Source organism: Myxacorys almedinensis A (genome assembly GCF_010091945.1).
GTDB classification, from domain to species: Bacteria; Cyanobacteriota; Cyanobacteriia; order Leptolyngbyales; family Leptolyngbyaceae; genus Myxacorys; species Myxacorys almedinensis.
Window position 1 is genome coordinate 17,540 of sequence record NZ_WVIE01000032.1, and the last position, 25,064, is coordinate 42,603.

The 25,064-nt window shown below is 50.2% G+C and carries 19 protein-coding genes and 2 tRNA genes; 15 read left to right on the plus strand and 6 right to left on the minus strand.

Annotation, left to right across the window (positions count from 1 at the left end; genetic code table 11):
* Window positions 1-255 precede the first annotated feature (255 nt).
* The 3 genes from GS601_RS19940 to GS601_RS19950 all read right to left on the minus strand — a co-directional run bounded on the left by GS601_RS19940 (window position 256) and on the right by GS601_RS19950 (window position 2,918).
* Window positions 256-2,094 carry a TolC family protein gene (locus GS601_RS19940; RefSeq protein ID WP_162425046.1) on the minus strand — a complete coding sequence of 613 codons (1,839 nt, stop codon included), beginning with the start codon at window positions 2,092-2,094 and terminating at the stop codon, window positions 256-258.
* 400 nt (window positions 2,095-2,494) lie between these two features.
* Window positions 2,495-2,686, minus strand: a complete 192-nt coding sequence (locus GS601_RS19945) for a hypothetical protein (RefSeq protein ID WP_162425047.1) — start codon at window positions 2,684-2,686, stop codon at window positions 2,495-2,497.
* A 148-nt stretch (window positions 2,687-2,834) separates the two neighbouring features.
* A tRNA-Leu gene (locus tag GS601_RS19950) sits at window positions 2,835-2,918 on the minus strand.
* A 267-nt stretch (window positions 2,919-3,185) separates the two neighbouring features.
* Here GS601_RS19950 and murA point away from each other — a divergent pair.
* The 5 genes from murA to GS601_RS19975 all read left to right on the plus strand — a co-directional run bounded on the left by murA (window position 3,186) and on the right by GS601_RS19975 (window position 6,663).
* Window positions 3,186-4,553, plus strand: a complete 1,368-nt coding sequence (murA, locus tag GS601_RS19955; RefSeq protein ID WP_338017091.1) for a UDP-N-acetylglucosamine 1-carboxyvinyltransferase — start codon at window positions 3,186-3,188, stop codon at window positions 4,551-4,553.
* A 96-nt stretch (window positions 4,554-4,649) separates the two neighbouring features.
* Window positions 4,650-5,522 carry a M48 family metallopeptidase gene (locus tag GS601_RS19960; protein ID WP_162425048.1) on the plus strand — a complete coding sequence of 291 codons (873 nt, stop codon included), beginning with the start codon at window positions 4,650-4,652 and terminating at the stop codon, window positions 5,520-5,522.
* Window positions 5,501-5,582 (plus strand) — tRNA-Leu (locus GS601_RS19965). Before GS601_RS19960 ends, GS601_RS19965 begins: the two co-directional genes overlap by 22 nt.
* 484 nt (window positions 5,583-6,066) lie before the next feature.
* Window positions 6,067-6,291 carry a hypothetical protein gene (locus tag GS601_RS19970; protein WP_162425049.1) on the plus strand — a complete coding sequence of 75 codons (225 nt, stop codon included), beginning with the start codon at window positions 6,067-6,069 and terminating at the stop codon, window positions 6,289-6,291.
* A gap of 30 nt (window positions 6,292-6,321) precedes the next feature.
* Complete coding sequence (locus GS601_RS19975; RefSeq protein WP_162425050.1) at window positions 6,322-6,663, plus strand: Dethiobiotin synthetase; 342 nt, start codon at window positions 6,322-6,324, stop codon at window positions 6,661-6,663.
* A gap of 20 nt (window positions 6,664-6,683) precedes the next feature.
* On the opposite strand, the gene GS601_RS19980 is transcribed toward GS601_RS19975, so the two are convergent.
* The 3 genes from GS601_RS19980 to GS601_RS19990 all read right to left on the minus strand — a co-directional run bounded on the left by GS601_RS19980 (window position 6,684) and on the right by GS601_RS19990 (window position 9,153).
* A complete protein-coding gene (locus tag GS601_RS19980; protein WP_162425051.1) occupies window positions 6,684-7,094 on the minus strand; it encodes a YggT family protein in 411 nt (136 codons plus the stop codon).
* Window positions 7,095-7,249: 155 nt separating this feature from the next.
* Window positions 7,250-7,807, minus strand: a complete 558-nt coding sequence (locus tag GS601_RS19985; protein WP_338017092.1) for an AAA family ATPase — start codon at window positions 7,805-7,807, stop codon at window positions 7,250-7,252.
* A gap of 50 nt (window positions 7,808-7,857) precedes the next feature.
* Window positions 7,858-9,153 carry a glucose-1-phosphate adenylyltransferase gene (locus GS601_RS19990; protein WP_162425053.1) on the minus strand — a complete coding sequence of 432 codons (1,296 nt, stop codon included), beginning with the start codon at window positions 9,151-9,153 and terminating at the stop codon, window positions 7,858-7,860.
* Between the two features lie 317 nt (window positions 9,154-9,470).
* Here GS601_RS19990 and gcvT point away from each other — a divergent pair, with 317 nt between their 5' ends.
* From gcvT to gcvP, 10 genes are all read left to right on the plus strand, one after another.
* Window positions 9,471-10,580: a glycine cleavage system aminomethyltransferase GcvT gene (gene gcvT, locus GS601_RS19995; RefSeq protein ID WP_338017093.1), complete on the plus strand. Its 1,110-nt coding sequence runs from the start codon at window positions 9,471-9,473 to the stop codon at window positions 10,578-10,580.
* 31 nt (window positions 10,581-10,611) lie between these two features.
* On the plus strand, window positions 10,612-11,001 hold the full coding sequence (gene gcvH / locus GS601_RS20000; RefSeq protein ID WP_162425055.1) for a glycine cleavage system protein GcvH: 390 nt from the start codon (window positions 10,612-10,614) through the stop codon (window positions 10,999-11,001).
* Between the two features lie 337 nt (window positions 11,002-11,338).
* Window positions 11,339-11,608, plus strand: coding sequence for a CTB family bacteriocin (locus GS601_RS20005; RefSeq protein ID WP_162425056.1), 270 nt, complete (start codon window positions 11,339-11,341; stop codon window positions 11,606-11,608).
* 262 nt (window positions 11,609-11,870) lie between these two features.
* Complete coding sequence (locus GS601_RS20010) at window positions 11,871-13,163, plus strand: HlyD family secretion protein (protein WP_162425057.1); 1,293 nt, start codon at window positions 11,871-11,873, stop codon at window positions 13,161-13,163.
* Between the two features lie 52 nt (window positions 13,164-13,215).
* On the plus strand, window positions 13,216-15,378 hold the full coding sequence (locus GS601_RS20015; RefSeq protein ID WP_162425058.1) for a peptidase domain-containing ABC transporter: 2,163 nt from the start codon (window positions 13,216-13,218) through the stop codon (window positions 15,376-15,378).
* Between the two features lie 19 nt (window positions 15,379-15,397).
* Complete coding sequence (locus GS601_RS20020; protein WP_162425059.1) at window positions 15,398-15,679, plus strand: hypothetical protein; 282 nt, start codon at window positions 15,398-15,400, stop codon at window positions 15,677-15,679.
* Window positions 15,680-15,962: 283 nt separating this feature from the next.
* Window positions 15,963-16,919 carry a hypothetical protein gene (locus GS601_RS20025; protein ID WP_162425060.1) on the plus strand — a complete coding sequence of 319 codons (957 nt, stop codon included), beginning with the start codon at window positions 15,963-15,965 and terminating at the stop codon, window positions 16,917-16,919.
* Window positions 16,920-17,006: 87 nt separating this feature from the next.
* On the plus strand, window positions 17,007-18,902 hold the full coding sequence (locus GS601_RS20030; protein ID WP_162425061.1) for a WD40 repeat domain-containing protein: 1,896 nt from the start codon (window positions 17,007-17,009) through the stop codon (window positions 18,900-18,902).
* 735 nt (window positions 18,903-19,637) lie between these two features.
* Window positions 19,638-21,794 carry an ATP-binding protein gene (locus GS601_RS20035; RefSeq protein WP_162425062.1) on the plus strand — a complete coding sequence of 719 codons (2,157 nt, stop codon included), beginning with the start codon at window positions 19,638-19,640 and terminating at the stop codon, window positions 21,792-21,794.
* 309 nt (window positions 21,795-22,103) lie between these two features.
* On the plus strand, window positions 22,104-25,049 hold the full coding sequence (gcvP, locus tag GS601_RS20040; RefSeq protein WP_162425063.1) for an aminomethyl-transferring glycine dehydrogenase: 2,946 nt from the start codon (window positions 22,104-22,106) through the stop codon (window positions 25,047-25,049).
* Window positions 25,050-25,064: the final 15 nt, after the last annotated feature.

Consider the following 25,064-nt stretch of genomic DNA (forward strand, 5'->3'; position numbering starts at 1 on the left):
CCGAGAAAACCGCACCTTAACTGATGCACGCTGGCGCAGCGGGTTATGTCAAATGCGATCGCTCAAGAAGCTCAGCCCCAAAAACCTAATAGAATCCATTTTGCCCTACCTTGCAGAAAGATGGCGTTAATTCTCCTAAACCAACGTGTTAGAGCTATTTGAGGTGCGATCGCTACCCCTAAGATCTCTGATGAGATTTGCCAAGTCTAGAACTTCGACACTTGAACGGTTCAGCAAACAACTCCAACGCCTAAACTACCGAGCCAGATTGCTGACAGAACGGCGCAGTTGAGCTAGAGAACGGTTGTAGCCAATGATCGCGCTGACCCGATTCCCACGGGCGCGAGTGAGATCGGTTTCAGCGTTGATCCGTTCGGTTTGGGTGCCAACTCCCGCTTGCAATCGTAGGACTGCCAAGCGCAAGGCTTCTAGCGCCTGAGTCACCGCTTGCTCGGTCGTTGCAATGTTGACTAAATTTGCCTGAAGATTGGTGTAAGCCTGCTCAACCTGAAATCGAACGCTATTGCGATTTTGAGCAAATCGGCTTTGAGCAATTTGTTTATTTTTCTCCTGCTGTCTTGCCCGTGCGATCGTTGCGCCGCCATCAAACAGATTCCACTGCGCTTGCAGAGCAAAGGCATAGTTATCGCTGATCGAGGCATTGCCGCCCAACCCCTGAGAAAACCCATAGTCTGCCGAAACGCTGAGCGTCGGTCCATTAGCCGCCAAGACGGCTCGACGCTGCTGTTCGCTAATGTCGATTTGTACGAGTTGTTCTTCCAACTCTGAGCGATTTTTGTAAGCCAAAATAATGCTCTCTTCTAGCGAAGGCGTCCAGCTTCCTGCCACTTCTACCGAGTCTGCCGCTTGCACGGTCGCATATTCAGGCAAGCTCAGCCGTTGCGCCAACTGCCGCCGCCGCACAACCTGATTGGCTTGGGCGTTTGTCAATTGTTGTTGAGCGTTGGCAAGGTTGACTTGCGCTCTCAATACGTCAAACCGGGTTCCAAGCCCCGCACTTTCTTGCGCGATCGAATCATTCAAGTTTGCCTGAGCATTAGCAACAGCGGCTTGGTTAATTCGAGACTGTTCATCGGCGTCTTGCAAGTCGTAGTAGTCGCCCGTTGTGTCGAGGCGTAGCTGTTCGCGAATGCGTTCTAGCGCTAGTTCTGCGGCTCGAACTTGCCGCTCTGATGCTCGTAAGTTAGCGTTTCGCAACCCAGACGTGTATAAATCATAGCTGAGCCGCAACGAACTCGATAGTGAGGTTGAAACGGAACTATCGTTGTCGTCGTCAGACGGCTGCCCAGTCAGAGATTCCAACAATTGTGATAGCTGGCGGGAACTGCCTTGTCCGCCGCCTACGTTACTGCCAGAACGGCTCAGACCTGCCGACAATCCTAACGTGGGTAAATTGGCTGCCCGTGCTTCTCGTAAGGCAGCTTGAGCGCGTTCTAGTTCTAACTGCGAAATTTCTACATCTCGGTTGTTGCGCTCAGCTAGTTCTAGGGCTTGCAGCAGCGTGATCGATTCACTCGCCTGAATTTGAACTTCGCTAGGCTGGGTTGGAAATTGCAGGGGATTGGCGGACGGATTGAGCCTTTGCGGAGCGGGAACAGATCGGCTAGGTGTTGGCACAGAGGGGGTAAGCGTAGGCGCGATCGCAGGGACATCGTTAGACGGCGTGGGCGTTGGGCTACCGGCGGGCGGACGAGGAGTCGTTTGTGCCAGAGGCGACGTTTGGATCACAGTTTGGCTCACAACGGCAGGGGGCACCAGCGTCGTTTGGTGTGGCAAAGCCGATGGCGATGAAATCAACGTCTGGGCACTGGTCGAAATGGGAACGAGCCTTGAAGTCTGAAGTGGGCGATTGGGGGGTGGCTCAACATGAGACACACCGGACGTCTGAGGCAGGGGGTTAGGTTTCTTGAGGAGGGGAGTCAGGGAGGGAATGGGCGGTTCGGGATCGCTCTGGGAGGTGCGGCTAGAAGCAGGCTTTGCATTACTACTGTCTGTGTGCCCTAAGAGAATTAGCGCTCCCACACCCACTGCAAGAAAATGAAGACACGGTTTCATACAAGTTCGATTAGCCATAGTGAAACTTCTAGACGGAACTAGAGCTTAGACGAGGGCTAAGGCAGTAGAGGTTCAAGATTAAATGCTAACCGTTTACTGCTAACCCTCACCTCTCCAGTCCACAGGTTTAAACTTTAGACTCAAACGGCAGCAACCGCCTTAAGCAGAATACCGGTTATGACGAGAAATCGGTAAAGCTTTTTAGAGGCTTGATTTCAGAGCAAGATTAATCTCTGTCATGAATTGTTTAGCATAAGAAAGATTCTTTTGTCTAACACTGGGCTGTGTGTAAAACGGGTTAGTGCGGATGACCAAACGCGCGATCGCGCTTCTCGGTAGAGCCAATATCTCAATATCCACCCCATCTCAGCCGTATCCTGTAAAAAAGCGCCTGCGAGAAAAATAGACCTCTTGCAGATTAGTTTTCTGTGTGGGTTGCCAAGGCTAGCAAAATGAGAAAAATTCCGAGAAACAGTTGCAGAACTCGCAGCCCTGATTCAATAGCAAGCCAATCCGAACCTGAAAGAGCGGTTGCAAACGTTATCGCAATCAGCGACGACGCTTTGGCTGGCGCTGTAATCTCATTGCTGCTTTGTACACCGATGAGCAATCCCAATCCGCTTCATTCGAGTTAATGTGCAAGAGATCTACTGATTAAACTTTTCACATAAAAAGACGGCTGCCTATAAGTAGAACCTTAACAGTTCTTAAGGAAGCCGCCCCATTTTTAGCTGGTCATTCAGAGATCAACTCTTAGATGCGGAACCCGGGACTTGAACCCGGAAGTCCTTGCGAACACTAGAACCTGAATCTAGCGCGTCTACCAATTCCGCCAGTCCCGCATGAACATTTTGCGTGTCACAATCTCCTATTTTGCCCCATGTAGCATAATTTGTCAATCCCCTGCTCTTTGAATTTCTGAGACGACTTCTGGCACCTAAAAAAGTTTGTTGAGTGGCTATCAACTGATAGTCTGGACATCTGCCAAGTTTCCGGTAGAATCAAAACCAAATTTGAAGTTTTTGTAAAAATTAACTGAGGAGGACGGACCTATTACTTCGGCGCTCAGCTTATCTCATTCTCATTCTTCACCTGAAGAAGATAGTCCTGTGCTGCAAATCTGGGGGAAGACGCCTCTCAAGGGGCATGTCACCATCAGTGGCGCAAAGAACTCGGCACTTGTGTTATTGGCAGGGTCTCTTCTTTGCTCTGGTAGCTGTCGGTTGCGAAACGTTCCTTCTCTCGTAGATGTGTCTTTGATCTGCGAAATTTTGGTGGCGTTGGGTGTAAAAGTGGCTCGTCAAGGCGACGCGCTCGTTCTAGATGCGTCTGATTTAACAAGCTCTAAAGCGCCTTACGAGTTGGTTAGCCAATTACGGGCGAGCTTCTTTGTTACAGGACCATTGCTGGCGCGTTTGGGTGTGGCACGGGTGCCGTTACCCGGCGGATGCTCGATCGGCGATCGCCCCGTTGATCTCCATGTTAAGGGTCTGCAAGCTCTGGGGGCAGACGTTCAAATCGAGCATGGCATGGTCAATGCCTACATTCGCGGCGGACGCAAGCGCCTCACCGGCGCACGCATCTATCTTGATTTTCCCAGCGTAGGGGCAACTGAAAATATCATGATGGCGGCAACCCTGGCAGAGGGTGAGACCCTGATTGAGAATGCAGCACAAGAACCCGAAGTTGTGGATCTGGCAAACTTTTGTCGGGCAATGGGTGCAAGAATTCGAGGGGATGGCACAAATCGGATTGTGATTGATGGTGTTCCGGCTCTCCACGAAGCCGACTACATGGTGGTGCCCGATCGCATCGAAGCAGGCACATTTTTAATTGCTGGGGCAATCACGCGATCGGAGATTATGCTGTCTCCTGTGGTTCCCGACCACCTGACGGCCGTGATCGCCAAGCTGAAGGAAAGTGGCATCAGCGTTGTCTCAGATGCACCAAACCAACTGCGAGTCATTCCGGCTTCGTCTTATCGAGGAACCGATATTGAAACGCTGCCATTTCCTGGGTTTCCCACCGACATGCAAGCACCGTTTATGTCGTTGCTGACTGTGGCAGAGGGCAACTCGATGATATCGGAAACACTGTTTGAGAACCGCCTCCAGCATGTGGCAGAACTCAACCGCATGGGAGCCGATATCAAGCTCAAAGGGAACATTGCTGTTGTTCGGGGTGTGCCCAAGCTTTCGGGTGCGCCTGTTTTGGCAACAGATCTGCGGGCTTCGGCGGCGCTGGTTGTGGCAGGGTTGGCGGCAGAAGGGATGACCACGATTCAAGGCTTGCACCACCTCGATCGCGGTTATGAACACTTAGAAGATAAGCTGCGAGGCTTGGGAGCCAAACTGCAACGGGTTCATGAAAGTACGGCGCTAAGCGCACCGGGCAACTCCGAAGAAACCGTACCTTCACCCCTTGCAGAGTGCGCTTCAGAAAACACGCCATCTGATCCGCTTAGTGCGTTAATCTGACACTCAGCCAGAAGCGGCACTGTTGATTGGGGTGCCGCTTCCGCTAGTTGGCTTGCTTCTCGCTATACTGGGCGTTAAGGTTGTCTACGGTTGAGTATGTCTTTTTCAAAGTCGCTTCTCATTGGTTTAAAGGCGGATCAGTTTCGGCATCCCTTAGATTTAGAGGCAACAAACTCGCTCAAACAGTTGCCCGGATTGGATCTAATCATCCGAAATCTACTGGGACCTGTAGCCGAGCAGTTTTTCTATCTAGAAAACATTGCCGCTAGTATTTTGGTTGGAGAGCAACAACTTCCTTGGCTCTACAAGCTCTTGATCGAAGCGTGCCGAGTGCTGGACTTAGAACCGCCGCAGCTATACGTTCGTCAGCATCCGGTTCCCAATGCGTATACCTTTGCCATGCGAGGCAAGCGACCGTTTATTGTGATGCACACGTCGCTGATCGAACTGCTGACACCTGAAGAAGTTCAAGCCGTGATCGCCCATGAGTTGGGACATTTGAAATGTGACCACGGCGTTTATCTCACCTTGGCGAATCTTCTTGTGTTGGCAGCAGGTCAGTTTCCGGGCGGAACGCTGATCACTCAAGGATTGCAAGCTCAGATCATGACGTGGGTTCGGTGCGCCGAGTTTACCTGCGATCGCGCGGCGCTTTTGGCAACCCAAGATCCCACCATCATGATGTCGGTGTTGATGAAGCTCACGGGCGGTTCCCCGTCGTTGGTGGGGCAACTGAACTTAGATGCCTTTATTGCCCAAGCCCGTGCTTATGATGATGTCAGCAAGACCGAAATTGGGGATCTACTCAAGCAACTGCAAACCGCACAACTGAGCCATCCGGTTCCGGTGCTTAGAGCTAAAGAGATCGATGATTGGGCGCGATCTCAAAATTATCAAGCTCTGCTTGAAAGTCGGAAAATAGGCTATGATAGTAAAGCGCAATCTAAGGGCGGATGGCGAAACTGGTAGACGCACCACACTCAAAATGTGGCACCGAAAGGTATGGGAGTTCGATTCTCCCTCCGCCCATACTGCTGATGTACAAAGCTTTCAACGTTTTTAGAATGACTTCTAACACTGGTATCTGCGGCTTGAAATTGTTGGTCGGAGAGGAAGGCGGGTGTAATCAGAACGTTCTGAACTAGCCAGAGGTGGGCGATCGCGGCTGCGGTTCGCTCGTTGGTAGTGGTATTTCATAAAGGGTAGAGAATAATTGGCATTTTTAGAGGACTCACTGCATAAGGCTCCCAGAATTAGTCCTTTTTCTCTGCCCTTTACGTAAGTGCACTACCCGCTCGTTTTCTGTCTAGGGATCAACGGTTTTATAAAGCACTACCAATACGTCAATATCGGAGTCTCCCCTTAATGCGCCCCAGTCAGCCGATCTTATTTCTCGTTCGGTGACTCAGTAATATCCGACCTTGTGATAGTGACATCTAAACCGATAGGATAATTATGCAAATCATAGGAGCTTAATCCTGGCTTGCCAATGCTCACTTTAGGAGAATAAATTATGGCTCAACGGCTAAAGCGGTGGGAATCTCCTCGCCGTGAAGGACGAAATGATAAAGGTCGTGGCGGTGCTGCTCGGCAACGGCAACTCAAAAAACGCACTCAGGCACTCCGCAAAAAACTCCAAGACGGCTCTGCGCCGGATCACCAGGGGAAAGAGAATTTAGCTCTTTCCCTATTTTTTTGGCTGCATCAGCGAACAATCGTCAGATTCACGTTACAGTGATTCAGTTAACATTCTTAAAATGACCCCGTTGTGGATTACGAAACCGCCTGTCGCTTACTGATCGACCAAAGCGACGAAACTAATTCAAACGCTGAAACGTTTCTGGCTCGGTTGGGTCAAGGCAAGCCTCCGGTTCCCGGTCAGGTGACATCGATTTTGCTGGCGTTGAGAGTGGTATCTGAAGGGTTGAAAGGGCAAACTACCCTCGATCGCTCTCTTGCCAACGCCTTGTTTTTGATCTCAAGCGAAGGCAGACGCTTGTTTGATGCAGAACTCCGCAGAAGCTTGGAGTGTCCGCCGTTGTTGAATGAAGATTTAGAACGAATTGCGATCGCGGTTAAGGCGATTTTTTCGGGTTCTTCATCCTCGTAAATCAAGCAACATTAGTTCTACTATCGACCTTGTAGAAATCTCAGCAGTGCGATCGCAATCCAGCCCAAGACGGCGTACACCACGATCGCGATCAGGACATTCACATCAAAAATGTTGGTGGCACCGCTCGATGTTGGGCTAACAAATAAGGTTGAGAACGGCGCAACAAAGGGATCAGATAGATCATAGATAAACCGAGCAACCGCATTGTCTGGGTTTGCGCCAGATACGCGCAGCAAAAAGCGTAGACCCAGCAAAATTTCCAGCAATCCAATCAGTAACAGAACCCCATTGATAATCCAGGCTAACGAAGAATTGCGTCTAGCCATGTCCAATCGCTGCTCTTCTTGTTGCAGCCGAAACGCCTCTTCTTCACGCTGAATCTCTCTGCGACGCTCAATATTATCAGAATCGTAGGGATCGCGGCTCATAAATAGTTCTCCCCTTTAAGTGAGTTTAGAGTTAACTGAGTTTAGATAGAAATGGCGTTTTTGGGGTGATGCAGCGCTGAATCTTTTTATTACATATCTCTACGGATATCCGAAAAGGCACGACTTTGCCAATCGCTCTCTGGGAGGAGTCCGTTTCAGTAAAGTTCTATTAACCGATCTAGCCCATCTTCTAACGATGGAGGTGCGCCTGACAGTCGGCGGTTCATTCGCAAAATCACGGCTTCTGGCACAACGCGGCTGGCTCCACCAAGCGGCATCGATGGTCTAGATTTGCGCTGCTGATTGCGCTCTAAACAAACGGCAAGCGGTGTATTCACCCAAATTCCGATGATGTGAGTGAATCCGGTTTTTCGAGCTAGCGCGATCGCGGCTCTTCGGTGCTTTCTCACAGCATTCGTTGCATCGTAAATGGCAAAGCCTACCTTTCCCTGGGAGGTCTGCCCAGCCGCCGCTTGAAACTGACGGCGAACTTCTAGCCAGATTGGTAGCCATGAACCTTGAATAGCTTCGTCACCGAACAATTGAGCACGGATCGCATCGGTTGAGATTAACACCGCGTCAGGATGATTGCAGAGGAGCGATCGATTTCGCCATGCTTCAACCATAGAGCGCGCCAAGGTTGACTTACCGCTACCGGGAAGCCCAATCAAAACAATAAGAGATGAAGCAAGACTGGACGGTTTTCCCTGCACAGCTTCATCCCTCATCCTGCCTTGGCTGGTGTGTTCTAGAGCAATGGGGTCTAAATCACGGTTCCATCATAAATCGTGGCGTTTTTCACCACAACTACAATGCCACTCCGGATGATGAATCCTTGCTCTTCACGATTGGCTTCTTCAACTCGATCTTTATTGATAATCTGCACATTACAGCCAATCCGGGCATTTTTATCTACGATCGCACGGCGAATTGTTGTATCTGCGCCGATTCCTAAAGCGACTTGGGAGTCATCACACTCTGCCCCCGAAGGTCGCTCTGCTTGACCTTCATAAAAGTCAGCCCCCATAATCAACGAATCTTCGATGGTTACCCCAGCTTCGATCCGTGCTCTCACCCCTAATACCGAGTGATGAATCCGGCAGTTCTTGAGAATACAACCCTCGCCCACGATCGATTCTGTAATGTGAGAATTGAGATACTTGCTGGGCGGCAAGAAGCGATGGCGAGTATAGATTGGCGCGCGCTCTTCGTAGAAGCTAAAGGGCGGTTGCGGCTGTTGGGTTAGGGCAAGGTTAGCTTCATAAAACGATTCGATCGTTCCAATATCTTCCCAGTAGTCGTTGAATAGGTACGCCTGGAGGTTGTGAGTAACCGACGACTGAGGAATGATCTCTTTGCCAAAATCCGTCCGATCGGTCTTCTCTTTTAGCAGCTTAATCAAGACATCTTTGTTGAACACATAAATCCCCATCGACGCAATGTAAGGGCTGTGTTTTGCCTCTTCGGGCGACAACCCTAGCACGGTCGTATCCACTTGCATTTGCTTCAGGGCATCCCCTTTGGGCTTTTCACTAAAATCGATCACTCGCCCTGAGCCGTCAATTTTCATCAGACCGAAATCGGAAGCTCGCTTTTCATCGATCGGCACAACCGAAAGCGTAATATCCGCCCCTGTTTCCCGATGGCGCTCGATAAAGTGGCGATAGTCCATCCGATATAAATGATCGCCAGAGAGAATGAGGCACTGATCGACATCCCATTCTTCGAGCAACCAAATATATTGCCGGACTGCATCCGCCGTTCCTTGAAACCAGTTCGGGTTTTCGGGCGTTTGCTGAGCGGCTAGCACTTCTACAAATCCGTCATTAAATCCGGGGAAACTAAATGCTCTGGCAATGTGGCGGTTGAGTGAGGCAGAGTTGAACTGAGTTAGAACGTAAATTTTAAAGATTTCCGAGTTAATGCAATTGCTAACGGGAATATCAATCAAGCGATATTTTCCTGCTAGGGGAACCGCAGGCTTTGCCCGTTGCTTTGTCAGAGGATACAGACGGGTTCCTGCTCCGCCGCCTAAAATAATCGATAAGACTCGTTTCACAAAAAAACCTCGCAGCTTCCACTTCGACTCCCATCATTAAGTGTGAGTTGCGATGGTCTTATTGGCAAGTGGGTTTGGCAAGAAGATTTAGCAGACTAAGATCAACCTGTGGCAGAGTCAGGGATCTGGCAATTGATAATTTGTCAGGCTTGGTGTGTCATTGTTATATAGACTACGTTATGTAGATTACATTGCCCAGATTACGTTGTGCAGACTACTTATGCAGATTGTGCAGAATTATGCAGCGCATTATTTTCTGATCAGAACAGTAATAATTTGATCAGCCGACAAGAATGAATAGTGTGAGGACGATCGCTGTGGCTAACAATACTTTGCTAAGAACTCCGCTCTATGACGTTGCGATCGCGCTAAATGCCAGAATGGTCGGATTTTCCGGATGGGAAATGCCGGTGCAGTTTGCAGGCATTGGGCAAGAACATCATGCCGTTCGCACCGATGCAGGCATGTTTGACATTTCGCACATGGGCAAGTTTTCGCTGCACGGTCGCGATGTGTTGACTCAGATTCAGCGCCTGGTGCCCTCAGATTTGAGCCGATTGCAGCCCGGACAAGCGCAGTACACCATTTTGTTAAACCCTGAAGGTGGCATTATTGACGACCTGATTTTTTACTACCAGGGGCGAGATGACACCGATCAGCAGCGCTGGGTTGTGATTGTCAATGCAGCAACGACGCAAAAAGATAAAGCTTGGATGCTCGAACATCTTGATACGAGCCAACTGATGTTTCACGATCATTCCCTTGAAAAGGCACTCATCGCGCTGCAAGGACCCAAAGCCATGGAGCAGTTGCAAGCCATCACCTCAGACGATCTTTCTCCAATCAAACCTTTTGAACATTTAGAAGGAACCGTTCTCGGAAGACCTGCTTTCATCGCCCGCACTGGCTACACCGGCGAAGATGGCTTTGAGGTCATGGTCGATCCGGGCGTTGGCGTAGAACTGTGGCGATCGCTGCTCAATAGGGGTGTCGTGCCCTGCGGATTGGGAGCGCGGGACACCTTGCGGCTTGAAGCGGCAATGGCGCTTTACGGACAGGATATCAACGAGTCGATTAGCCCGTTAGAGGCGGGATTAGGCTGGGTGGTGCATCTCGATCGCAAAGGAGATTTTATCGGGCGATCGGTGCTAGAGCAGCAGAAAAAAGAGGGCGTCACCCGGCGGTTGGTTGGCTTGCAGATGCAGGGGCGAAACATTGCGCGCCATGGCTACCCGGTTGTGGTGGATGGGCAAGCGGTCGGGGTTGTCACGAGTGGAACCCTGGCACCAACTGTGGGGAGCGCGATCGCGCTTGCCTATGTCCCCGTTGCGTTTGCCCAACCCGGGCAGCCAGTAGAGGTCAGCATTCGCGGCAAATTGTGTCCTGCGATCGTCGTCAAGCGCCCATTTTACCGAGCCAAGAAGTAGAATTAGTTCGTCTTCATCTCGTCAAATCATCATGGCATTCGAGTATCCCGACCATCTAAAATACACCGACACCCACGAATATACGCAGCTTGAGGGCGACGTTGCGATCGTGGGGATTACAGCATTTGCGATCGATCAATTGGGCGATATTGTGTTTTTAGAAGTGCCTGAAGTGGGCACAGAAGTCACGAAAGGCAAAAGCTTTGGCACGATCGAATCGGTAAAAGCTGTAGAAGATCTCAAGTCTCCCGTGACTGGAACTGTGGTGCAATCTAACACCGAGATGGCAGATGCGCCAGAGAATTTAGCCAACGATCCCTATAGCGCCGGTTGGCTGATCAAAGTTAAAGTGAGCGATCCGAGTGAGGTTGACAATGGCATGTCGGCAGAGCAATATCGCGGATTGGTGGAGGGGAGTTGAGAAGAGGAGTGTGGGGTGTTGAGCGCTCCCTTGCAAAATTTTCTACGCAAGAGAGCCAGAGTGTGGTTCACTTTCTCCTGGGGAACATCTCCCTCTACCCCTCTACCCTCTCACCCCTCCACCCATTAACTCAAAGTTGACAATCTACTAGCAGCTAGATCTGTCACCCACGATCGCTGAGAGCATTATCAGAAATTTGGCTTTCAATAAAAAGTTAAACCTCAAAAAGTGAGCAAAAAGTGAGCAGCTTTTGACCTGGAAGCCAGCAATAAAACCAGGCAAACTGTAAACAGTTGGAAGTTACACACCAACAAACACATTCAACGAGGTACATACCGTGAACCGTTTAACCGTACAATCTGAACTGTTGATGGAACTGTCTGACGAACAACAAGAAATCGTCTCAGGTGGCATCAGCTTGATGGACATGATTAGTACTGATTTTGATTTCTCGAAGGAATCCCTTGCCTTTAAAGCAGAAGCAACGTCAGGACCGATGGGTAGCAACGTCAGCCAATTGGTTGCTGCTGACAAGGCTGACCTCTTCACGAGCGCTTCTAAAGACTTCTCGCTCAATTTCAACCCAGGCGACTTCATCAAATTCTAAGTCGCCTCTTTAATGCTAGGAAGCAATTGTGAAAGATTCCAGAGCATGTCTATCATGTTCATCTTGATGGATCTTGCGTTCTCTATTGACTGATAACTTGATTGTGATGTAACGCAATCTATTTATTAGCCAGCCAATTAAGAGATGCGATCGCTGCTCTGGAATCTTTTCTTACCCACAATATTCTAATCTGATTGCAAAAGCTGTGTCTTTCATGAAGCAATCATAGCGCATTTACTGTTCATTCATTGGTTGCAATCCTATGGAGAACACACCGAGTCAACTCCCAACCATCAGCAGTAACGAACTCCTCCCCCGGCTTAGCCCTTGGGCGATCGCAGGGGGCGGCGTCTTGGTCATTATCTTTGGAACTGCTGTGCTGCTTTCTACGGTGCTAAAGTACAACGTGACGGTTAAGGCACCCGCCACTATCCGACCTGCTGGCGATCTGCGCCTCGTGCAAACCGCGATCGAGGGCACCGTAGAACAAATTGTCGTGAAAGAGAATCAAACCGTCAAGGCTGGGGATGTGATTGCGCGAATCGATGACTCCCGCTTTGCAACCACCCAAAGCCAGCTAGAGGGGGATATCCGGCAGGGAAGACTGCAACTTGCTCAGGTGACGGCTCAAACTCAAGCCCTCGACAGTCAAATTGCAGCGCAGTCTAACTTGGCGCAGCGCAGCACTCAAGCCGCAGAAGCGCAGTTAAGAAGCCAACAACGGGTGTTTCAAGACCAACAACAAATATCTCAATCCAACGTTCAAGAAGCAACTGCCGCGCTCAATTTAGCCCAAGAGCAACTGACTCGATTTCGCCAGCTTGCTGAGGCAGGTGCAGTCGCAACTCTAGTTTTAAAAGAAAAAGAGGCGGCGGTTGCTGTTGCCCAAGCTCAAGTTAATCGCGCCAGTTCTGGGTTAAATCCGACAGATGCAGAAATTGCCAGGGCAGAAGAGCAAATTGCTCAAACCCAAGCTCAAGGAGCCTCGACGTTAGCCACGTTGCAGCAACAGCGAGAACAACTCGTGCAAAATCAGATCGAATTACAGCGTCAACTCGATCGCACCCAAAAAGAACTGCAACAAGCTGAGCGCAATTTTAGCCAAAGCACGATCCGCGCCCCTATTTCTGGAACCTTGCTCCAACTCAATCTTCGCAATCCATCCCAAGTGGTGCAGTCTGGAGAAGCGATCGCGCTGATTGCACCTCAGAACGCGCCATTCGTGATTAAAGCGCAAGTTTCGGCTCAAGACATTGATAAGGTCAAGCCCGAACAACAGGTGCAAATGCGGGTTTCGGCATGTCCGTATCCTGATTATGGCACCCTCAATGGCACGGTCAAAACCGTAGCACCTGATGCGCGACCTGCAAGTGATGGACAAAATGTCCCCGCTACTTACGAAATCACAATGCAACCGGAAAACGCGTTTGTTGGCGATGAGCGCCGCCAGTGCCAACTGCAAGCTGGAATGGTAGGAAGTGCAGATATTATTTCACGTCAAGAAACTGTTGTGCAATTTATTCTCAGAAAGACAAGGTTGATCTCAAATTTGTAATTTGTTATTCGTGTAATTTGTCAGTTGTATGACGCAGGTTTAAGGTTTGGCTATGGTTGCTTCATCAAGACACGGCTATCAATGTGTGTCACAACTGAGTGAGGAAGATTGTGGAGCAGCCTGTCTCGCCTCGATTAGCAAACACTATGGACAGGTTTTGAGTATTGCTCGCTGTCGAGAAGCGGTGGGAACAGGTCAACTTGGAACGACTCTATTAGGGCTGCGACGAGGATTTGAACGGTTGGGGTTTAAGACGCGATCGGTCAAAGTGTCTGGGGAAATTCTCGATCGACTGGGCGAACTGCCGCTTCCCGGTGTGATCCACTGGAAGGGCTATCACTGGGTTGTTTTGTATGGCAAGCGGGGGCGAAACTTCATCGTTGCCGATCCCGCTTTGGGACTTCGTTATGTCAAGCGTCAGGAGCTAATGACCGCCTGGAACGGCATTATGCTACTGCTAGAACCCGATCCAGAGGCATTTTTGCCTGCCGCTCAAGCCGAAACCAAAGAGGGGTTTGGACGCTTTTTGCAACGAGTTTCCCCCTATCGATCGCTGCTATTGGGGGCGCTCTTCATCAACTTAGTGTTGGGGCTGCTCTCTCTGGCAAGTCCGCTCTTGATGCAGATTCTTACCGATGATGTATTAGTACGACAAGATGCTCAACTGTTGACGGTCGTGATTGTGAGTGTCGTCGTGTTGAGTTTATTTAGCGGCAGCCTGCAACTGTTGCAGTCCACCTTGATTGCTCACTTTAGTCAACGGGTTCAGTTGGGATTTGTACTGGACTTTGGGCGCAAGATTCTTCATTTGCCCCTCAGTTACTATGAGACTCGTCGTAGTGGTGAAATTGTGAGCCGACTGCGGGATATCAACGAGATCAATCAATTGCTGGGTCATGTTGTGATCGGATTACCCAGCCAATTCTTCATCGCATTGGTTTCTTTATGTTTTATGCTATTTTATAGCTGGAAACTTACTGTAGCCGTTCTTTTTATTGGTCTGTTAATGACGGTATCCGTAGTACCGTTTCTACCAGCGTTGCGACGAGCGACTCGAAATCTATTAGTTTTATCGTCCGAAAACCAAGGCGTGTTAGTTGAAACCTTTAAAGGAGCCTTGGTGATGAAATCGACGAATGCGGCTCCGCAGTTTTGGGAAGAGTTGCAGAGTCGGTTTGGTCGTCTTGCGAATTTAACCTTTAGTACGACTCAAATTGGCATCATCACAGGCACGTTTACGCAACAGGTGAGCCGCATTGGAACGGTTGTGCTACTCGGGTTGGGTAGCTTTTTGGTGATCAATAAAGAACTCAGCATTGGTCAGCTATTAGCGTTCAATGGTATGCAGGGCAATGTGTTAGCCTTTATGACTGCCATTTTGAGCTTGGTAGATGAATATTTTCGGTCTCAAACGGCGGTCGATCGGGTGTCGGAAGTGATTGATGCGACGCCAGAAGTGAGCGGCAATACCCAAAAGCCCTTTGCTCCGCTTTCGGCAGATGCTGACGTGATCTGTCACCGCCTCAATTTTCACCATGCGGGCAGAGTGGATTTGATGGAAAATTTTTCCATCACGCTTCCGGGTGGAAAAGCGATCGCGCTGATCGGCACATCGGGGTGCGGAAAAAGCACCCTCGCTAAACTCATTGCTGGATTGTATGAACCCAATTCGGGCAATGTCCGGATTGGCTATTACAACATGCAAGATTTATCCCTCGATTGTTTGCGCCAACAGGTGATTTATGTGCCGCAAGATGCCCACTTTTGGAGCCGCACGATCGTTGAAAATTTTCGCCTCGGAACGCCCTACATTTCGTTTGAGCAGATTGTGAAAGCGTGCCAGATTGCAGGTGCAGATGACTTTATCAGTCAGTTGCCCAATCAATATCAAACGGTGTTAGGCGAATTTGGTGCGAATCTATCGGGTGGACAACGGCAGCGCCTCGCGATCGCACGGGGCATTGTCACCGATCCTCCGGTACTCATCCTCGACGAATCGACGGCTGGTCTCGATCCGGTGAGTGAAGCGCAGGTACTCGATCGGTTGCTGGCGACTCGCCGCAATAAAACGACGATCATGATTACTCATCGTCCGAGTGTCATCGATCGCGCCGATTGGATTGTGTTGCTCGATAAGGGTGAAGTGAAGATACAAGGTTCGCCGAGCGAGTTGGGTGCATTGCCCGGAGACCATTTGAAGTTTTTGTCGTATTGAAAATAACGAGGTTATTACTATGTCTGAACTCGATCAATCTTTTACCGAACTGTCTGCGACCCAAGAGGAGAGCGTTGCGGGTGGGTGTGACATGGCTCCCTCTCTCTTTTTTCAAGAAACCGCGATCGATACTTTCGGAGAAAGTCAAATGAGTGTTGGGAATCAAGACGGTTTGAGCGCCTCATCCTCAACTCGAACTGGATACAGTTTTCGACAAACTACATTCGCCATTTTTGGTGGAGACAATTTTCAAGCGAGTTCGTTTTTGAGAATCCTTGATTTGTTTAGGAGGTTCTTTTGATGCGGTTTTTTAGGATATGTTTGTCAACGTTTTGCTACGTTGCTGTCTCGCCCTGAAACAAATATTACTTTGCAGAGCCTTCGGCTATGGGCTAATAGAGGAAAGTCTGTTAAAACGGGCGAAAGAGAGTAAACTGCTCTTCCAGTTCACTTTGGTAGACTTTCCCTATCCGGTTTACTTGAGCGTCTTTTGAGCGATCGCTCATTTGTTGTCAATTTTTTGTTGCGCAATGTGTGAGTCATTATCTGCCTTTTTTCTCATCTCTTACCCCAGATGACTATAGATGATTATGCGGCTATTCTCTAAACCGTCTCCTAAAACATTCAGCCTCCTGAGTATTGGTCAGCGTGGAGTCGGTAAGACTGTTTTTCTAGCAGGTAGCTACGCTGAATTGCAGGGCGATGACAGGTCAGATCATCCTCAGTCCTCTTGGTTTGAGTGCCAAGACAGCGAGGTGCAGAGCAACTTGGACAAAATTCTGTATCATGTTCAACAAACGGGCTTATATCCCCCCGCCACTATCAAAATTACTAACTTCAACTTTAGTTTGAAGCACCACGCCTTGCGGGGCATCAAAACGCTCTGCAATTTCCGTTGGTGGGATATTCCAGGCGAGTCTTGTAATCTTCGCAATCCCGATTTTCAAGAACTCGTTTTAAACTCGCACGGCTGCTGTGTGTTTATCAACGCTCAAGCTCTCGTTCACGATTCAGACTATGCCCATACGTTGGAGGACATCTTCAACCAAGTGATTGCTATTGCCTCGCTGATCGGTCAACATCGGTTGAACTATGCGTTTGCTCTCATTCTGACCAAGTGTGATGCGTTAGCGTCTGGACCTGCCACCCAGCTTCAGCTTGAACAAAACCTTCAACCGCTCACAATGCGTCTTGATGCGCTCAACGCCAATTACAAATATTTCTACTCTGCAATCCCAATTGTTTCCATCAGTGGCACTTCTATGCTCAATGCCAGAGGTGCCGCAGATCCGTTGCTGTGGCTATTATCAGAATTAAACAAACATCACCGATTTCAACCCGATCGCACTCTCGCCAGTAGCTTGACTCAGACTGTTTTCGCGCCGCCACTCTTTCCACCTCATGTACAGCGATCGCTCCTGACGCTAACATTGATCACACTCGGTCTTCTGGGAGTTGTCATGTTATTCTTATTCGCGATCGGATACTCGATAACAAATCCCATTCAAGTTCCCAGCCAAGAGCAACCCTCCCGTTTGTAATTCGTAATTCGCAGTGATCGAGAGGATTGAGTTTTCTGAGCGCCAAAGCAATCAACGCTGATCACGAATTACGATTGAAGCTTGCCCATGTCTCTGCTGTTAGGTCAACTTATCTACACCAGTCTTGCCAAGGTGGGATTTCAAGCACTCACAAGTGCAGAGGTTCCGCCTGAAATTTGCCAGCAATTTATTGAACAAATTGTTTACCAATACTGGGATTCCTACAACCCTCCCAGTGCTGACTATCGAGCCGCTTATCTTCATCAACTATCTGCCAATCAAACGTTGTTTGGCTGGGTCTACAACGATGGCGCAGACGATCTGGGTCGGAGTCATATTCCCTATTTTATCTGCTATTGTTTCGCTGGGTTGCTACAACCTATTCACCTCGAATCTATTTTTACGTGTCTCTCGACCGGGCCGATTGAGCAGATTGATCGGCACTGTCTACCAATTCATTTAGAAAGTATTCTCCTCCCAGAGGATGGGCGTTATCAACCTGCCCGTCTTGGCGTTGCGATCGCGGCTCCCATCCAAGAACGCAGCTACCTAACCTTGCAACAGGGAAAATTATTGAAGCTGTTTGCGCCAGAAGCATACAAAGCACAGAGTCTTGGCTTGGAAGGGTCGATCGTCACTCAACCGCTTTTAGAAGAACTGACTTCACCCGACGCTCTGGTTAGCACAATGGGTGGAAAACAACTTAACAGCAATTCTGCGATTGACGCAGGGCGCAACTCTGAAGGAACCGTAGATGGAATTGAATCGATTGCAGCAAATGAATCGCTGGAGCAATTGAGTTCAGAAACCTATCAGCAACTGCTTCTAGCAAAAGTAAGACCTGATGCATCTCCAAGACAGGCTTTTAGACTTTGGCACTGGAGGCGGGGTGCAAGCCGTCGAAGCTTGGCAACGCCGTTTTCTCGGAAGTTGCGCTTGGCGCTAATCGCCGCGATCGCACTGATGGCGCTGGCGATCGGCGGTTTCTATGGTTTCCGGCTCTTTCCAGTGGCAACGCTCACACCAACTTCAACGTCTGCCTCAAACCAAGATTCTGACAACCAAGATTCTGACAACAGGCGTTCAGAAAATCTGACCCTTGCTAAAACATTGACAGAGCATTTAGATCCCGTTTGGTCGCTCGTCTTGGGTTCGGATGGAAAAACGTTGATCAGTGGTAGCGATGATCAAACCATTAAAATTTGGAATGTTGAGACGGGGACTGTACTCAACACCCTCTCTGGGCACACAGATGTGGTGCGATCGCTAGCTCTTACACCCGATGGCAGAACGCTGGTCAGTGGCAGTGGCGATCGCACGATCAAAATTTGGGATTTACAAAGCAACCAACCGATCCAAACGCTCGAACAGGACAATCCCGTTTGGTCAGTTGCCATCAGTTCGGATGCACAAACGTTGGTTAGTGGCAGTGAAGACGGACTCCTCAAAATTTGGGATCTCCCGACCGGAGAACTTCTAAACACTATTCCAGCCCATGACAGCCGCGTTTTCTCTGTCACAATCAGCCCAGATGGGAAAACTGTTGCGACTGCCAGCCTCGATCAAACCCTTAAAATTTGGGATCTCGAAACGGGTGAACGGCTCAGAACCATGCCTTCAGAGATGAGCGCAGGGCATTCTGCGGCGGTTCGTGCCCTTGCGTTTAGTCCCGATGGGCAAACCCTTGCTAGTGCAAGCTGGGATAACAGCCTCATCCTTTGGAATTGGCGAACCGGGGAAGCGCTCCGCACCTTTGTTGGGCACACCTCGCGAGTGGTTGCTGTCGTATTTAGCACAGATGGACAACTGCTAATTAGTGGCAGCGTTGATAACACCATCAACCTATGGTCTGCCCAAACTGGAACATTGCTTCGGACGCTTTCTGACCACACAGATTGGATCTTAGCGCTAGCGATCGATTCTCAACGTCTTGTGAGTGCTAGTAAAGATCAGACCATCCGGGTGTGGCAGTTTCAGCAATAGACCGTTCCGAAACGAGCGATGAGCCTGCTGCAAGACTTACATTGACGTGAATTGGGATTAGACGGGGTGTGGCACAGAGGGCTGGGTGGCGTTGCCACTGTTCGGGGGACTTTCCCCCGCGCCCCCGTTTGTCAGGAGACGGAAGCCGTCCCCCGACACCCCCTCGCTAAGGGAAATGAGAACGACGGGTGGAGCGGCGAGAGCGATGGGTAGCGTTCTTGGCGGTTTAGGGCTGAACTTGAACTGACGTTGATTACATCTGTCTGCCAATATTTATCTGCTAATCTGCTTCAACGATTTTTGCAAGGCATGGAATGAGTGATCTAATGGGCGATCGCTTTTATACCTTCACCCTGCGTCGGTCGTGGTTTCTCGCCGCTTACATTGATTCAACACATTGCTTTCGACACATGAGTGCATGTGCATCGTTCTAGCGTTGCTACTCCCATATGCAGATATGTCATTTTTTTGATTGCAATTTGTTAAAAATGCGAATCTAGTTCAACAATGGCTTCGTACTCAAACTACAAACAACAATTATCTGCATTTCTTGATTACAGGTTGTAACTTCTGAATCAACAGACAATAATTATTTGCATTTCCTGGCTATAGGAAGAAGTCAAGAAGTCGTAATCCCTGAATTGATGGACTGTCTGAGTGATGGTCTGAACTTAAACAGTTTCTTTAACAAACATCTACCTCTTTAACATAAATGTCTATCGTAGGAGAGATACTATGCCCCTGCTTTTGCTAGAACGACTAAATGCAGAACGGCAACGTTATTTCACTGGACGACAACACGAGTGCGATCGCTTTAAAGCCGCGATTGATGCCGCAAAACTCCCATTTTCGGTTCTTCACCTGTCTGGCGTGGGTGGGGTTGGCAAGACCATGCTGCTGCGAGAATGGATGCGAATCTGTCAGTCGTCGCAAATCCCAGTCGCTTACCTAGATGCCCGCAACTTTGACCCGTTGCCAGATGCATTTCTCAGTGCACTCCGGGCGGCGATGCATCTCGCTCCAACCGATGCCCCCACCCCTATTTTGGCAGCCCAAAGCGATCGCTATGTGCTCCTAATTAATAACTATGAACTGTTGACTCCGTTGGATGGTTGGCTGCGTGAAGTGTTTTTGCCTCAGTTGTCAGAACACATTTTAGTCGTGCTAGCGGGGCGGTGTGCCCTGTCTTCGGTGTGGCAAACTGACCCAGGCTGGCAGACATTGCTACAGTCGATCGCGCTGCAAAATCTGACTCCAGACGAAAGCCGATTGTATCTGACGAAGCGAGCTATTCCAGTCGCCCAGCAACGAACCATTATTGAGTTTACGTCTGGTCATCCGTTAGCGCTGTCTCTGGTTGTGGATGCCTTGGCGCAGGGGCAAGAGATTCAGCTTCAATCGAAAGCCAGCCCCAATGTGATTAAGACGCTGCTCGAAAAGTTTTTAGAAGAAGTTCCCAGTGCTGCTCACCGCAAGACGCTAGAAGCCTGTGCAACCGTGCGCCTTATGACAGAGGCATTACTCGCTGAAATGTTGGATGAAGCAACCGTCCATGAGATCGAGTTGCACGGGTTAGATGTGCATGAACTATTTGAATGGTTGTGTGGGCTATCGTTTATTGAGGTTGGGGCATCAGGAGTATTTCCTCATCGGTTGGCGCGAGATATTTTAGTCACAGACTTGCGTTGGCGCAATCCTAACTGGTACGCCACCCTGCAAGCGCGGGCTTACGCCTATTATTCAGCCCGTCTAGGCTTGACTCAAGGGCATAAACAACAGCAGATTTTGCTCGACTGTCTGTTTCTCCATCGTCACAACGTGGTGATTAAGTCCCGGTTCACCTGGCAAGAAGAGTGCCATTTGCAAACCGATGGATTTCAAGAGCGCGATCCTTCGGAGCTTGGCAGAGCCAATCGCACTGCCTTGCTTAAGACGGTGACCCAGTACGAAGGAGAAGCCTCGGCACGTCTGGCAGCGCATTGGTTGGCGCGGCAGCCGCAAAATGTGTTGGTGATTCGCGATGCCGATCAGCGCTTTACCGGGTTTGTCATGACGATCGCCCTGCACCAAGCCAGTCTAGACGATCTCGACGCTGACCCCGCGACCCGGGCGGCTTGGCAGTATCTCCAGCAATACGCGCCCTTGCGATCGGGCGAAGGTGCCATTTTATATCGCTTCTGGATGGCGCAGCACACCTATCAAGGGGTTTCCCCGACGCAACGGCAGATCTTTACCAGTGTCGTGCAGCAGCATCGCAACACACCGGGAATCGCGTTTACATTCATTCCTTGTGCTGAGCCAGCCATGTGGGCAAATTTGTTTAGCTATGCTGATTTAGCGCGAATTCCGGAAGCAGATTTTGAGGTGGGCAAGCGACGCTATGGAGTCTACGGACATGACTGGCGGGTGGTCTCTCCGGCGGCATGGCAAGAACGGTTAGTGCAACGAGAAATTGCACCGTCTGCTCCGATGCTCGCCTTGTCTGATGCGGCTGACTCTCCGTTAGTGTTAAGTCAGCCAGAATTTGCTAGCGCTGTGCAGGAAGCGTTGCGTCATTTTGTGCGTCCGGATATGTTGCACGACAATCGGTTGCTGCGATCGCGCCTCGTCTTAGAACACGCGGCAACCCATGACAGCGCAAAGCGAATTGCCGTTCTGCAATCTTGGGTGCGAGACGCGACGGAATTGTTGAAGGTCTCTCCCCGCGACGAAAAACTCTACCGGGCGTTATACCAAACCTATTTGTCTCCTGCGCCAACTCAAGAACAAGCGGCGGAAGCGCTAGATTTGCCCTTTAGTACCTATCGTCGTCATCTTAAAGCAGGCGTGACCAGAGTTGCAGATATTTTATGGCAGCGAGAAATTCAGGGATATGTTCCAAAAACGAGTTGAGGACAAACCATTCTAGGCATTGCAAAAAGGCAGTCTGCGAGAATGTTTGAATAGTCTGGTAGGTCTCCTTTGCTTCGGTTCTGTCCCCCTCTCCGTATTTCCCGTAAATCTACACCGCAACTTCATTATTCCTTCACACCCGCTTACATCTGTAGCGGGTTTATTGTTGCAAAATGTGAATAACAGACTCTAAGATAAACCTTCCCCTCCCTCAACCGATCCGTTTGTGAGGAACGGTTAAACTCTAATTCCATCGGCATCATTTGTCTACACTGATTGTCCTAGTCCACCTCATCCGTACCATTGTCTATGTCTGAGCCTGTCACTCAACTTCAATCCACGGCTGATCTGAATCGTTTTAGCGAGACGGCGATTTCCGAGAGCACTGCGCCTTCAAAGGCTGGATCGAGCCATGCTAGTCAGTCTGCGGATTTGGCTTACCCAGATCGGTTTGTCGATCGCCATTTAGGACCTCGCAAGACTGAGATGCAGCACATGCTTGGTGTGTTGGGGATGAAGTCACTCGAAGATCTCATTGCCAAGGCAGTCCCGCAGGGGATTCGGCTGCGGCGTCCGCTTCAGATCGATAAAGCTCGGAGTGAGTATGAGGCGCTGGCAGACCTCAAAGCGATCGCAGGGCAAAATCAGATTTTCCGCTCGTTTATTGGCATGGGCTACTCCAATTGCATCACGCCTCCGGTGATCCAGCGCAACATTCTGGAAAATCCCGGTTGGTATACGCAATACACTCCCTATCAGCCAGAGATTGCCCAAGGTCGTTTGGAAGCGCTGCTCAACTTCCAAACGATGATCATTGATCTCACCGGCTTGGAAATCGCCAACGCCTCGCTCTTAGATGAAGGCACCGCTAGTGCAGAAGCAATGGCGATGAGTTATGGCTTAGTTAAACATAACGCGAATGCGTTTTGGGTCTCCCAAGCGTGCCATCCTCAAACTATTGATGTCATTCGCACTCGCGCCATGCCGCTAGGGATTGACGTGATCGTTGGTGATCACAAAACGTTTGCGTTTGATATCCCAATCTTTGGTGCGTTGTTGCAATATCCTGCCACCGATGGTGCGATTTATGACTATACAGAGTTCTGCGATCGCGCTCACCAAGCTGGGGCACTCGTCACCGTTGCCGCCGATCTGCTCAGCCTTACCCTGCTCAAGCCACCGGGCGAATTTGGGGCAGACATCGCCGTTGGCAACACTCAGCGATTTGGCGTTCCCCTCGGCTATGGCGGACCTCACGCCGCCTACTTTGCCACCAAAGACGCCTACAAGCGACAAATTCCCGGACGGCTGGTTGGCGTTTCTAAAGATAAAAATGGTCATCCAGCGTTGCGCTTAGCATTGCAAACCCGTGAACAACACATTCGCCGAGACAAAGCCACTAGTAATATTTGTACGGCACAAGTTCTATTAGCGGTGATTGCTGGAATGTATGCGGTTTACCATGGCGCAACCGGTCTTAAGCGCATTGCAGAACGGGTTCACCAGATGACGGCGCTGTTGGCAGGTGGCTTGCAGAAAGCAGGCTATACGCTAAGCCCCGACCCCTTTTTTGATACGCTGCGAATCGACCTACCAGGGCGGGCAGATGAGATGGTGCAACGGGCGTTGGCGCGTCGGATCAACCTTCGCAAACTGAGCGAAGATGCGATCGCCCTGTCCCTAGACGAAACCACCTCTGATCTGCTCGATCTCCTGTCCATTTTCGACGCCTCCCCCGAATTGCTGCCTGCTCCCTGGCAAATTTCCCCATCTTTCGCCCGTACCTCGGCATATCTGACCCATCCCGTGTTCAGCCAATATCACTCTGAAACAGAACTGCTGCGCTACCTGTATCGCTTGCAATCCAAAGATCTGTCGCTCACCTCGGCTATGATTCCGTTGGGTTCTTGCACCATGAAACTCAATGCCACCGCAGAAATGATGCCGATTACGTGGGCAGAATTTGGGCAGATCCATCCCTTTGCACCGATCGAGCAGACGAAGGGTTATCAAATCCTATTTCAGCAACTCGAACGCTGGTTGGCTGAAATTACCGGGTTTGCTGGGATCTCGCTGCAACCCAATGCTGGCTCTCAGGGCGAATACGCCGGGCTACTGGTGATTCGGCAATATCATCAGAGCCGAGGGCAAGGGCATCGGCATGTCTGCTTGATTCCGCAGTCAGCCCATGGCACAAATCCTGCTAGTGCGGTGATGGCAGGCATGAAAGTCGTTGCGATCGCGTGTGATCCCGATGGCAACATCGACATCGCCGATCTCAACGCCAAAGCCGAACAGCATCGCGAGCACCTTTCTGCCCTAATGGTGACCTATCCCTCCACCCACGGCGTCTTTGAGGAAGGCATCCAGCAGATTTGTGACATCGTTCACGCCCATGGTGGGCAGGTCTACATGGATGGCGCAAACATGAATGCTCAAGTTGGCTTGTGTCGCCCTGGCGATTTTGGAGCCGATGTCTGCCACTTGAATTTACACAAAACCTTCTGTATTCCCCACGGCGGGGGCGGACCCGGCATGGGACCGATCGGCGTAGCATCTCATCTTGTGCCGTTTTTGCCCCAACATTCGGTGATCAGCGTGGGTAGCACGCGGGGCATCGGTGCGGTGTCGGCGGCTCCTTGGGGCAGCGCCAGCATTTTGCCCATTTCCTGGATGTACATTGCCCTGATGGGCAGTAATGGATTGACTCAGGCGACAGAAGTTGCCATTCTCAATGCCAACTACATTGCTAAGCGGCTAGAAGGATATTACTCCGTCCTCTACACGGGTAAGAATGGGTTGGTTGCCCACGAGTGCATTCTCGATTTGCGGGAGTTTAAAAAAAGCGCAGACATCGAAGTGGATGACATTGCCAAGCGCTTGATTGATTATGGTTTCCATCCGCCTACTGTGTCTTGGCCTGTGGCTGGCACGGTGATGGTGGAGCCAACTGAGAGTGAATCGCAAGCCGAGTTAGATCGATTCTGCGATGCAATGATTGCCATTCGCGAAGAGATTCGCGAGATTGAGAATGGAACGCGCGATCGCAGCAACAATCCGCTTAAACATGCGCCTCACACGGTTGCTGATCTCACGTCTGATTGGCAGCGCTCCTACACTCGCGAAACGGCGATCTTCCCGACCGCCTGGACTCGCGAACACAAGTTCTATCCCCCCGTCGGGCGGGTGGATAATGCCTATGGCGATCGCAACTTGATCTGTTCTTGCTTGCCCATGGAGGCTTACGAAAGCTAAGGTCGCTCGTCTATT

What these genes read in the sequence shown, in the direction of transcription:
- GS601_RS19940 (WP_162425046.1), bottom strand. Translation starts at nt 2,094, where the DNA reads ATGGCTAATCGAACTTGTATGAAACCGTGTCTTCATTTTCTTGCAGTG.
- GS601_RS19960 (WP_162425048.1), top strand. Translation starts at nt 4,650, where the DNA reads ATGTCTTTTTCAAAGTCGCTTCTCATTGGTTTAAAGGCGGATCAGTTT.
- GS601_RS19970 (WP_162425049.1), top strand. Translation starts at nt 6,067, where the DNA reads ATGGCTCAACGGCTAAAGCGGTGGGAATCTCCTCGCCGTGAAGGACGA.
- GS601_RS19980 (WP_162425051.1), bottom strand. Translation starts at nt 7,094, where the DNA reads ATGAGCCGCGATCCCTACGATTCTGATAATATTGAGCGTCGCAGAGAG.
- gcvH (WP_162425055.1), top strand. Translation starts at nt 10,612, where the DNA reads ATGGCATTCGAGTATCCCGACCATCTAAAATACACCGACACCCACGAA.
- GS601_RS20010 (WP_162425057.1), top strand. Translation starts at nt 11,871, where the DNA reads ATGGAGAACACACCGAGTCAACTCCCAACCATCAGCAGTAACGAACTC.
- GS601_RS20015 (WP_162425058.1), top strand. Translation starts at nt 13,216, where the DNA reads ATGGTTGCTTCATCAAGACACGGCTATCAATGTGTGTCACAACTGAGT.
- GS601_RS20020 (WP_162425059.1), top strand. Translation starts at nt 15,398, where the DNA reads ATGTCTGAACTCGATCAATCTTTTACCGAACTGTCTGCGACCCAAGAG.
- GS601_RS20025 (WP_162425060.1), top strand. Translation starts at nt 15,963, where the DNA reads ATGATTATGCGGCTATTCTCTAAACCGTCTCCTAAAACATTCAGCCTC.
- GS601_RS20030 (WP_162425061.1), top strand. Translation starts at nt 17,007, where the DNA reads ATGTCTCTGCTGTTAGGTCAACTTATCTACACCAGTCTTGCCAAGGTG.
- GS601_RS20035 (WP_162425062.1), top strand. Translation starts at nt 19,638, where the DNA reads ATGCCCCTGCTTTTGCTAGAACGACTAAATGCAGAACGGCAACGTTAT.
- gcvP (WP_162425063.1), top strand. Translation starts at nt 22,104, where the DNA reads ATGTCTGAGCCTGTCACTCAACTTCAATCCACGGCTGATCTGAATCGT.